The organism is Rhodoferax sp. (assembly GCF_023701345.1).
GTDB lineage: Bacteria > Pseudomonadota > Gammaproteobacteria > Burkholderiales > Burkholderiaceae_C > Rhodoferax.
The window spans coordinates 17,797-28,340 of the sequence record NZ_JAMPXE010000031.1; the positions used below are offsets into that span (position 1 = coordinate 17,797).

7 protein-coding genes are annotated in these 10,544 nt (G+C 60.4%); 6 read left to right on the forward strand and 1 reads right to left on the reverse strand.

From position 1 onward, the window contains the following. Window positions 1–25: 25 nt before the first annotated feature. Window positions 26–1,618 carry a choline dehydrogenase gene (locus tag NDI87_RS06380; protein WP_296274006.1) on the reverse strand — a complete coding sequence of 531 codons (1,593 nt, stop codon included), beginning with the start codon at window positions 1,616–1,618 and terminating at the stop codon, window positions 26–28. Between the two features lie 217 nt (window positions 1,619–1,835). On the opposite strand from NDI87_RS06380, the gene NDI87_RS06385 reads away from it, so the two are divergent. From NDI87_RS06385 to NDI87_RS06410, 6 genes are all read left to right on the forward strand, one after another. After that, window positions 1,836–4,394, forward strand: coding sequence for an ATPase, T2SS/T4P/T4SS family (locus tag NDI87_RS06385; protein ID WP_296274009.1), 2,559 nt, complete (start codon window positions 1,836–1,838; stop codon window positions 4,392–4,394). After that, window positions 4,387–5,424, forward strand: coding sequence for a serine/threonine protein kinase (locus NDI87_RS06390; protein WP_296274011.1), 1,038 nt, complete (start codon window positions 4,387–4,389; stop codon window positions 5,422–5,424). Before NDI87_RS06385 ends, NDI87_RS06390 begins: the two co-directional genes overlap by 8 nt. Before the next feature lie 142 nt (window positions 5,425–5,566). Further along, window positions 5,567–6,247, forward strand: a complete 681-nt coding sequence (locus NDI87_RS06395) for a TetR/AcrR family transcriptional regulator (RefSeq protein WP_296274013.1) — start codon at window positions 5,567–5,569, stop codon at window positions 6,245–6,247. An 86-nt stretch (window positions 6,248–6,333) separates the two neighbouring features. Then, window positions 6,334–8,130: an acyl-CoA dehydrogenase C-terminal domain-containing protein gene (locus NDI87_RS06400; protein WP_296274014.1), complete on the forward strand. Its 1,797-nt coding sequence runs from the start codon at window positions 6,334–6,336 to the stop codon at window positions 8,128–8,130. A gap of 98 nt (window positions 8,131–8,228) precedes the next feature. Next, window positions 8,229–8,633: a DUF2147 domain-containing protein gene (locus tag NDI87_RS06405; protein WP_296274018.1), complete on the forward strand. Its 405-nt coding sequence runs from the start codon at window positions 8,229–8,231 to the stop codon at window positions 8,631–8,633. Window positions 8,634–8,765: 132 nt separating this feature from the next. After that, window positions 8,766–10,544, forward strand: a 1,779-nt coding sequence (locus tag NDI87_RS06410) for a 3-hydroxyacyl-CoA dehydrogenase/enoyl-CoA hydratase family protein (protein WP_296274016.1), incomplete at its 3' end; no start/stop codon positions are given.

A 10,544-nucleotide genomic window follows, 5' to 3' on the forward strand; every position in this document is an offset into this window, starting at 1 on the left:
TAAAGTGGTTGGGCAAAGGTGTGGGTCAACGGACCGATGCCTTGATCATAGCGGCGGCCTTTTCGGCAATCATGATCACCGGGGCATTGGTGTTGCCGCCCACGATACGCGGCATGATGGAGGCATCGACCACGCGCAAGCCTTGCAGGCCATGCACGCGCAACTCGGCATCAACCACATCCAGTGCACCCGGCCCCATGCGGCAGCTGCCCACCGGGTGGTAAATGGTGTCGGCCAGCTTGCGGATGACTTGCTCGATCTCGGCATCGGTTTTCGCCCCGGCGGTGGCCGCCAGCTCGCGTCCACCGAATTGCGCCAACGCCGGCTGTTGCAGAATGTTGCGCATCAGCTTGAAGCCGCGCACCATGCGCGCCATGTCGTCGGGATGGCTCAAAAATGCCGGATCCACCAGCGGCAGCGCCTGCGGGTCCTTGCTGGCCAGGCGCACGCTGCCGCGGCTGTGCGGGCGCAGCAAACACACATGGCAGGAAAACCCGTGGCCAAGCGTGGTGGTGCGGCCATGGTTGATGAGTTTGCCGATCACAAAATGCAGTTGCAGGTCGGGCATGGCCTCTGACGGGTCGCTCCTGATGAAGCCGCCGGCCTCGGCGAAATTGGTGGTCAGCATGCCGCTGCGCGCCTTGCGCCACTCGAAAATGCCCTTGAGCACGCGCAAAACGCCGCCCGGCGAGACGCCAAACAGGTCCTTGGCGCGGGGTGCATCGACCACCTGCACCACGTCAATGTGGTCATGCAAATGCTGGCCCACGCCCGGCAGGTGGTGGATCGGCGCGATCTGCTGCGCCAGCAGGTGTTCGTGCGGGCCAATGCCCGAGAGCATCAATAACTGGGGTGACTGGATGGCGCCCGCGCACAACAACACCTCGCGGCGGCATTTGAGGCGCCGGGTCTGGCCCTCGTGCACATACTCGACACCCACGGCACGCTTGCCATCGAGCAGGATGCGAGTGGTGCGTGCGCCGGTGAAAACCTTCAGATTGGGCCGCGACAGATTGGGTGTGACGTAGGCTTTGGCGGTGCTGTGACGCTCGCCATTTTTATGCGTCACCTGGTAGCGGCCCACGCCCTCTTGGTCGGCGCCGTTGAAATCGGCGTTGCGCGGGTAGCCCGCCTGCTCGCCCGCCTGCACGAACAGTTCGCCAAAGCGGTTGGGGCTGCGCAAATCCATCACATTGAGGGGACCGTTTAAGCCATGAAAATCATCGGCGCCGCGTTCGTTGTGTTCGGCTTTCTTGAAATACGGCAAGACCTCGGCGTACGACCAGCCGGGGTTGCCCTGCGCTGCCCAGTGGTCGTAATCAGCCGGGTGGCCACGGGTGTAGACCATGGCATTGAGGGAGCTGGAGCCGCCCAGCACCTTGCCACGCGGCTGGTAGCCCGATCGGCCATTCAGACCGGCTTGCGCCACGGTGTTGATGCCCCAGCCGAGCAGGCTGAACTTGGCCATCACCGCCAGGCCCGCCGGGCAGTGAATCAGCACGCTGCTGTCCACCGGCCCCGCTTCCAGCAGCGCCACCGTGATGGTCGGGTCTTCCGACAGGCGGGCGGCCAGCACACAGCCGGCTGAACCGCCGCCGATGATGAGGTAGTCAAACATGGCGCTCTTCTTTTTTTCAGGGTTTAAAAAATCAGGCCAAGTTAGCGCAAATGCAGAAGGCTGTGTAGAGGTTGATGCCCAAATAGCCTGCAGACTTTGGGAGAACCCAGCAAACAAGGCCAAATTGCGGCATGATGACGCCAATTTGCTTGTGTTGAAGTGGGAGAATGGCAATGACTACCTTTGTATTTATAAATTATTTGATGGCGAGAAGATAATGGCCCTGGCCGGAACTTTGTATCCCAAAAAGAGTGAGGAATCGCTGCCGCAAGGCATGCGCAGTACGGCAACAGCAGGCCTGGACAAGACGCCTGCACAGCCAGCTGAATTCAGCTGGCCGACGCCTCCTTTTGCCAGTTACGAGGGCCCGGAGCCCTGGCGCGAACCACAACCATGTGATATCGAGGGCCTGAACGGCGCCATGCGCCGCTGTTTGCTGATTGCCCTGAACACCAGCAAAAGGGTAGCTGTCATCCAGATCGAGCAAAATAAAAATGCAGTTTCTGTGCCCTTTTCACAGTTCTTTCGCCTTCATCTCAAGAAGCTGCTGCACCGGCAAGAAGTGAGTTCCAACGAGCAGTTTGCAGAAATTCTGGGCCACCGCGCCATCGTGGAGTACAGCCTCGAACTGAAAAACGGCGTGCCGATGACGGGCTTGACCGTCGGTTGCGTCAAGTCAGACGACGGTCTGTACCTGTTCACCCCGGTCGGCACCAATGGGTCGATCGAACGGGTCTTCATACCGCACGAAGCCTTTAGCAACTTCATCCTGGGCAGTCACATCGGCAAAGTGCTGGTTGACCAACAGGTGGTCACAGCGCAGCAGGTCGAACAAGCAGCCGAAGAGCAAGCCTATTTACGCAGTCGAAAACTGGGAGATTATCTTTTGGATACCGCCGTACTATTACCCGAGCAGTTGATGCTGGCACTGGCACAACAGTCAAAAATGCCAATGATCCGGGTCGGCGAGGCGCTGACCCTGCTGGGCTACATCAACGACGAGCAACTCAAGCTCGCCCTGGAAAAGCAAAAAACAGAACGCTCCGTGCCGCTCGGTGAATTGCTCATCAAAATGGGCTTTTTGACGCGCCGGGACCTCAACACCGCACTGGCTCGCAAAATGGGTTACCCGGTGGTGGATGTCAAGCTGTTTCCCGTGGCCGACAGCGCCCTCAGAAAAATCCCGATGAGCACCGCCCAGCGTCTCAATGTGATGCCATTGATGTTGCATGACAACATGTTGGTGGTGGCAGCGTCGGACCCGACGCGCCGCAAAATGCTCGAAGAGCTGGAGTTCCTGGTGCAGTGCCGGGTCATCGCTGCGCTGGGCGACGAGTTGCAGATCAAGCAGAAAATCCGCGAGACCTACGAAAAATATGGTTTGCACCACAGCGCACTGGATGAGGATCTGCCAGACCTGGAAAACATTGGCGCGCCGCAAACCAGCTCCAGCGAATTGCTGGAATCGATGGAGCTCAGCAGCTCGGGAGAAGACACCCACAACGACGAAGAGAAACCGATTGAGCAGTCCGACAACACCCTGGTGCGGCTGATCAACACCATGATCATCGAAGCCCATGCCAGGGGCGTGTCCGACATTCACGTCGAGTCGCAACCGCGGCGCGCCAAGGTGCGCATCCGCTTCCGCCAGGACGGCATGCTGTCGCCCTACCTGGAGTTACCGCACACCTACCGCTCGGCGCTGGTGGCGCGGCTCAAGATCATGGCCGACCTGGATATTTCCGAGCGGCGCAAACCGCAGGACGGCAAGATCAATTTCAGCAAGTTTTCCGCCAAACACCGGCTGGAATTGCGTATTGCCACCATCCCCACGGCCAATGGCCTCGAAGACGTGGTGATGCGTTTGCTGGCTTCCAGCAAACCCATTGCCATGAGCAAGCTCGGGTTGACCGAGACCAATTACGCCCAACTGCTTGAAGCCATCTCGCGGCCCTATGGCATGGTGCTGTGCGTGGGCCCCACCGGCTCGGGCAAAACCACCACACTGCATTCGGTGCTGGGCCACCTCAACACGCCGGAACGCAAGATCTGGACCGCCGAGGACCCGATCGAAATCACCCAGCCCGATTTGCGCCAGGTGCAAATCAACCCCAAGATTGACTGGACCTTTGCCAAAGCCCTGCGCTCCTTCCTGCGCGCCGACCCCGACATCATCATGGTCGGCGAAATCCGCGACGTCGAGACCGCCCAGATCGCCATCGAGGCCTCGCTCACCGGGCACCTGGTGCTGTCCACCCTGCACACCAACAGCGCTGCCGAAACCGTGACCCGGCTGACTGACATGGGCATGGACCCGTTCAATTTTGCCGATTCCCTGCTGGCGGTGCTGGCGCAGCGGCTGGCACGCAAGTTGTGCACCGATTGCCGCACCGTCGAGCGCGCCAGCGACGACTATGTCGATGAGCTGCTGCATGACTACCTGCACGCCTTCCCGGAGGCCTTGCGGCCGCCCCGCGACGGGGTTTTGGCGCAATGGCTGCGTGACTTTGGCGGCCACGGCGAACTCAAACAGTTCAGCGCCCCAGGCTGTCCAAAATGCATGGGCACCGGCCTGTCGGGACGTATCGGTTTGCATGAATTGCTGACGGTGAACCCGGGCATCAGGCGGCTGATCCAAACCGGCGCACGCTCCGAACTGGTCCAGCTTGAAGCATTCCAATCGGGCAAGTTCCGCACCCTGCGCCAGGACGGCATTGGCAAGGTCCTGGCCGGACTGACCAGCATTGAAGAGGTTCGGGCCAACAGCAATGCCTGAACACGATAGCGCCGCGGCCCACCCATACCAGTCGCTCACACCCGATGTGGTGATGGACGCGCTGGCAAGCGTCGGGCTGTTTGGCGACGGGCGGCAAATGGCCCTGAGTTCTTACGAGAACCGCGTCTACCAGTTGCACCTGGAAGACGGTGCCGTGGTGGTGGCCAAGTTTTACCGCCCCGGACGCTGGCATGCCGACCAGATTCTTGAAGAGCATGCCTTCGCGCAGGAACTCATGGCCGCCGAGATCCCGGTGGTCGGGCCACTCGTCCTGAACGGCAACACGCTCCACCACTTTGGTGGTTTTGCCTTTAGTGTCAGCCCCTGGCGCGGCGGACGCCTGCCGGAGCTCGACGACCCCGACGTGCTGGAATGGGTCGGCCGCTTTCTGGCGCGCATCCACGCGGTGGGCACGGTCCAGGTGTTCAAGCACCGGCCCGCGCTTGACCTGGCCAGTTTTGGCATCGCCTCGCGGGAATGGCTGCTGGCCCATGACCAGGTGCCGCTCGACGTGCAATCCCGCTGGGCCAAAGCCTCGCAACAAGCGATTGACCTGATCGCCGACCATGCCTGCCTGACGGGCGAACTCATTGCGGGCCAGCCAATGCAGCGGATTCGCCTGCACGGCGACTGCCACCCCGGCAACATTTTGTGGACACCTCTGGAGCTGCCCGCCAGCGCACTGCCGGGGCCGCATTTTGTCGACCTGGACGATGCCCGCATGGGGCCGGCGGTACAGGACCTGTGGATGCTGCTCAGTGGCGACCGGCAACAGCGCGCGCGCCAGTTGGGTACCCTGGTGGACGGTTATGAGCAGTTTCGCCCTTTTGACCGGCGTGAACTGGTGTTGATTGAACCGCTGCGCACCCTGCGCCTGTTGCACTACAGCGCCTGGCTGGCCCGGCGCTGGCATGACCCCACCTTTCCGATGCACTTTCCCTGGTTTGGTTCCAGCGACTACTGGCAAGGCCAGGTGCAAATGCTGCAGGAACAGATCGAAGCCATGCAGGAAGAGCCCCTGGTGGTGTAGCGGCGATGCCGCATGACGGCGACAAGACTAGGTGTTTACCCGCAATTCCCTTAGATAACACCACCTAAATCGCAGGCCGGGGTACTTTTCGCTTGCCAATTGTTGCAAAATAGCACGATCGTACTATTTAAATACCCTGGCCATGAATCCTTCCCAATCCAACGCCATCAGCGAACACCCTGGCAAGCGCACCAGCGGGGCCCGCGCGCTGCAAAAAGGCCAGCAAACCAAACAGATCATCATCGATGCCGCCCTGGGTCTGGCGGAACAGATCGGACTGGAAGGTTTGAGTATTGGCGCGCTGGCAGAAGTGACACGCATGAGCAAGTCCGGCGTGTTTGCCCACTTTGGCTCACGCGAAGAACTGCAGATATCGGTCATTCGCGAGTACTACCAGCGCTTTTCCAATGAGGTGTTTTTCCCGGCCCTGAACGCACCGCGTGGCTTGCCCCGGGTGCGCACCCTGTTTGCCAACTGGATGAAGCGGGTCGCCATCGAAATCCAGTCGGGCTGCATTTTCATCAGCGGCGCGGTCGCGTTTGACGACCGCCCCGGCCCGGTGCGCGACGCCCTGGCCAGCTCGGTGCAGACCTGGCTGGCTGCCATGCACCGCGCCGTGGTGCTGGCCAAGCAGGAGGGGCATCTGGTGCCCGATGCCGACGAGGCGCAAATGGCGTTCGAGATCCATGGCCTGATTCTGGCGCTGCATTACGAAGCCCGCTTTCTGAAGAACCCAGGTGCCATTGCCCGCGCCAATATCGGGTTCGAAAACATCCTGCTGCGCTATGGCAAACCCCAAATTTCCGGATTTCCGCATCGCTGACGCACCTCGCAATGACGAAAAACATGCGTTTCAGCAACTTGTACTTTCATTAAATCCATTCAATTCATCTTCAAGGAGAACCCACCATGGCCATCTATACCCCGCCGTTGCGCGACATGCAATTTGTCATGCACGAAGTGCTCAAGGTCACGGCCGATCTGCAAGCCATGCCGGCGCATGCCGAGATCGACGCCGATACCATCAACGCGGTGCTTGAAGAAGGCGGTAAATTTGCCAGCGAAGTGCTGCTGCCGCTCAACATCAGCGGCGACACCGAGGGCTGCAGCTACGATGCCAGCGGCCATGCGGTGACCACCCCCGCCGGCTACAAAGAAGCCTACGCCCAGTTTGTCGAGGGCGGCTGGGCGGCGCTGGCCTGCGAACCCGAGTTTGGCGGCCAGGGCCTGCCGCTGATCGTGAACCAGTGCTTTTACGAAATGATGAACTCGGCCAACCAGGCCTGGGCCATGTACCCGGGACTGACGCACGGCGCTTATGCCGCGCTGGCCACCCACGGCACGCCCGAGCAAAAAACCACCTACCTGCACAAGATGAGCAGCGGCGCGTGGACCGGCACCATGTGCCTGACCGAACCCCATTGCGGCACCGACCTGGGGCTGATGCGCACCAAGGCCGAACCACAGGGTGACGGCACCTACAAGCTCACCGGCAACAAGATTTTCATCAGTGCCGGTGAACACGATTTGACCGACAACATCGTCCATCTGGTGCTGGCCCGCCTGCCCGATGCGCCCCCCGGCATCAAGGGTGTGAGCCTGTTCATCTGCCCGAAATTCCTGGTCAATGCCGATGGTTCCGTCGGTGCGCGCAACAGCATTTATTGCGGCGGCCTGGAACACAAAATGGGCATCAAGTCGAATACCACCGCGCAGATCGTGCTCGACGGCGCCGTGGGCACGCTGGTGGGCCAGCCCAACAAGGGCATGCAGGGCATGTTTGTGATGATGAACGCGGCGCGCCTGGGGGTTGGCAACCAGTCGCTGGGCCTGACCGAAGTGGCCTACCAAAATGCCCTCGCCTACGCCAAGGACCGCATTCAGATGCGCTCCCTGACCGGCCCCAAGGCCAAGGACAAGGCCGCCGACCCGATCATCGTGCACCCCGATGTGCGCAAGATGCTGCTCACCGCCAAGGCTTATGCCGAGGGCGGCCGCGCGCTGATGTGCTTCAGCTCGATGCTGCTCGAAAAAGAGCACCACCACCCTGATGAGGCGGTGCGCAAGGAATCGGGCGAACTGCTGGCCATGCTGACCCCCATCGTGAAAGCCTTCATCACCGACAACGGCTGGACCGCCACCTCGGGCTGCCTGCAGGTGTTCGGTGGTCACGGCTACATCAAGGAATGGGGCATGGAGCAGTTTGTGCGCGACGCCCGCATCAACATGATTTACGAAGGCACCAACACGATCCAGAGCCTGGACCTGCTGGGCCGCAAGATTCTGGGCAACAACGGCGCCACGCTCAAGAAATTTGGCAAACTCATTGGCGCATTGGTCGCCGAGGAAGGCGTCAACGAAAAGATGGCCGAGTTCATCACCCCAATCGCCATCCTGGGTGAGCAAATGACCAAGTTCACCACTGAACTCGGCTTCAAGGGCTTCCAGAATCCTGACGAGGTGGGCGCCGCTGCCGTGGACTATCTGCGCGTGGCTGGTCACCTGGTGTTTGGCTACTTCTGGGCACGCATGGCGCAGGTGGCGCTGCGCCAGATTGCCGCAGGCAATACCGACCCATTTTACGTGGCCAAGCTGCAAACGGCCCGCTTCTATTTCGCCAAACTGTTCCCCGAAACCACGGCCCTGATGCGCACCGCGCGTACTGGCAGTAAAGTGCTGATGGACACCGACGCCGCACTGGCCTGATGCCGCTTTCCCCCTCGACCCTTCCCAAGACCTACACACTGGAGACAAACATGACCAACCCCAAAATCCTGAGAAATCTGCTTGTTGCTACGGCCGCAATGCTGACGTTCGCTGCTGCCCAGGCGCAAATGACTCCGGTCGGCAACTGGCACAGCATGGATGAAAAAACCGGTGAACTCAAAAGCCTGATCGTGATCGCCGACAAAGGCGGCGTATTGAACGGCCACATCGAGAAACTGCTGCGCAAGGAGGCCGATCAGAAAGGGGTATGCAAGGAATGCAGCGACGACCGCAAGGACAAGCCGATGCTGGGGCTTGAGATCATCCGCGGCGCCAAACAGGCGGAAGGCAAGGAAGTGTGGGAGAGCGGCAAGATTCTGGACCCCGAAAACGGCAAGGAATACACGCTGCGCATGACCCCGATCGAAGGAGGCAAAAAGCTCGAAGTGCGCGGCTCGATCGCTTTCTTCGGCCGCACCCAAACCTGGGTGCGGGTTCAGTGATGCTCCCCGTCATTGCGAGCGCAAGCGTGGCAATCCATGCACTTTGGCGTCATGGATTGCTTCACTATGTTCGCAATGACGGGAGTCTGCCCCAGTGACAAAGCTGCTTAAATGATTTTTTAGGAAGAAAACATGTCTCGTTTCAATGTCAAAAAAGTCGCCGTGCTCGGCGCCGGTGTGATGGGGGCGCAAATTGCCGCGCACCTGGTCAATTGCAAAGTGCCTGTGATCCTGTTTGATTTGCCGGCCAAAGAGGGGCCGAAAAACGGCATCGTGACCCGCGCCGTGGAGGGTCTGAAAAAGCTCAAACCGTCACCGCTGGGCGTGGTTGAAGATGCCGCCTTGATCCAGCAGGCCAATTACGAAGAGCACATGGACTTGCTCAAGGACTGCGACCTGGTGATCGAGGCCATTGCCGAGCGCATGGACTGGAAACTGGACCTGTACAAAAAGATTGCGCCGTTTGTCGCGCCGCACGCCATTGTCGCCTCCAACACCTCGGGGCTGTCCATCACCAAATTGAGCGAAGTGCTGCCCGAGGAAATCAAACCGCGCTTTTGCGGCATCCACTTCTTCAATCCGCCGCGCTACATGCTGCTGGTGGAGCTGATCAACACACCCACCACCGAGCCGCACATCCTGGATGACCTGGAAACCTTCGTCATCAGCAACCTGGGCAAAGGTGTGGTGCGCGCCAAAGACACGCCCAACTTCATTGCCAACCGGGTTGGCGTGGCGGGCATGCTGGCCACCATGAAAGAGGTGCAGAACTTTGGCCTCAGCTATGACGTGGTCGATGACCTGACCGGCAAAAAGCTCGGGCGCGCCAGCTCGGGCACTTTCCGCACCGCCGATGTGGTCGGGCTGGACACCATGGCCCACGTCATCAAGACGCTGCAAGACACCTTGAGCCTGGAGACGGATCCGTTCTACGCCAGTTTTGCCACCCCCGAGGTGCTGAAAACCCTGCTGGAGATGGGCCACCTGGGGCAGAAGACCAAGGCCGGTTTTTTCAAAAAGGTGGGCCGCGAGATCATGCGTTTTGATCTGGCTTCCAAAACCTATGTGCCGGGCGGTGAAAAGGCCGACGAGGTCTACACCCGCATGCTGAAAAAACCCGCCGCCGAACGCCTGCAGCTGCTGCGCAACAGCGAGGGCGCGCAGGGTCAGTTCCTGTGGGCCATTTTGCGCAACGCCTTTCATTACGCCGCCGTGCATCTGGCCGAGATTGCCGACAACGCGCGTGATGTCGACTTTTGCATGCGCTGGGGCTTTGGCATGAAGCAGGGCCCGTTTGAGCTCTGGCAGGAAGCCGGCTGGCTCACCGTGGCGAATATGGTCAAGGAAGACATTGACGCAGGCAAGGCACTGTGCAACGCGCCGCTGCCCGATTGGGTGTTCAAAGGCCCGGTCGCCGACGCCGGCGGTGTGCACACGCCGCAAGGTTCATGGAGCCCTTCCACTGGCAAATTTATCCCGGTGCGCCAGTTGCCTGTCTATGCCCGCCAGCATTTCCCGGAGAGTGTGCTGGGTGCGGCCGCGCCCTCTGCCGCCAAGGCCGGCACCACTTTGTTCGAAGACGATGCCATTCGCCTGTGGACGCTCGACGACGAGGTCGTCATTGCCAGCATCAAAACCAAGATGCACGCCATCGGCCCGGACGTGCTTGAGGGCTTGCTGCAAGGTCTGGCGCTGGCAGAAGAAAAATACAAGGGCATGGTGATCTGGAGCAACGACGAGGTGTTCTCTGCCGGGGCCGACCTGCAAGCCATGCTGCCGGCTTTCATGACGGGGGGGGTCAAAGCCATTTCTGCAGCCGAGCTCGCCATGCAGCAAGTCATGCTGAAACTGCGCTACGCCAATGTACCGGTGGTGTCTGCCGTGCGTGGCCTGGCACTGGGCGGTGGCTGC

Coding starts and splice junctions, on each gene's coding strand:
- NDI87_RS06390 (WP_296274011.1), top strand. CDS start 4,387: ATGCCTGAACACGATAGCGCCGCGGCCCACCCATACCAGTCGCTCACA.
- NDI87_RS06395 (WP_296274013.1), top strand. CDS start 5,567: ATGAATCCTTCCCAATCCAACGCCATCAGCGAACACCCTGGCAAGCGC.
- NDI87_RS06385 (WP_296274009.1), top strand. CDS start 1,836: ATGGCCCTGGCCGGAACTTTGTATCCCAAAAAGAGTGAGGAATCGCTG.
- NDI87_RS06380 (WP_296274006.1), bottom strand. CDS start 1,618: ATGTTTGACTACCTCATCATCGGCGGCGGTTCAGCCGGCTGTGTGCTG.
- NDI87_RS06400 (WP_296274014.1), top strand. CDS start 6,334: ATGGCCATCTATACCCCGCCGTTGCGCGACATGCAATTTGTCATGCAC.
- NDI87_RS06405 (WP_296274018.1), top strand. CDS start 8,229: ATGCTGACGTTCGCTGCTGCCCAGGCGCAAATGACTCCGGTCGGCAAC.